The organism is Mesorhizobium sp. M1D.F.Ca.ET.231.01.1.1 (genome assembly GCF_003999155.2).
Lineage (GTDB): Bacteria > Pseudomonadota > Alphaproteobacteria > Rhizobiales > Rhizobiaceae > Mesorhizobium.
In genome coordinates this window covers 1-278 of record NZ_RZOZ02000325.1, presented here as the reverse complement: position 1 = coordinate 278, position 278 = coordinate 1, and the positions used below count along the sequence as shown (strand labels likewise).

General features: G+C 64.0%; 1 protein-coding gene. It reads left to right on the top strand.

The genetic code is table 11. The features are described 5' to 3' along the window. Window positions 1-52 precede the first annotated feature (52 nt). Window positions 53-278: hypothetical protein (locus EN874_RS33495; protein WP_210238608.1), on the top strand; the 226-nt coding region annotated here is incomplete at its 3' end.

The following is a 278-nucleotide window of genomic DNA, read 5'->3' as shown; positions in this document are numbered from 1 at the left end:
GCAACGAGTGTGGCTCGCTCACGCAACGGAACTGGCAGGCTTCGAAGATCAGATGAACAAGGATGCGCAGAAGAGCGCCGCCGCGACCTATTCGACGGTACGCAACATCGTCGCGGTGATCGCGGCAATTGCGGTCCTGCTGGGCATTGCGACTGCCACGCTGATCTCGCGCAGCATTCTGCGGCAGTTGGGAGGCGAGCCGCGCGCCGCGCAGGAAATGGCTGCACAGATCGCGCAAGGCAACCTCACAGTCCGCGTGCATGTCGCGCCAGGCGACC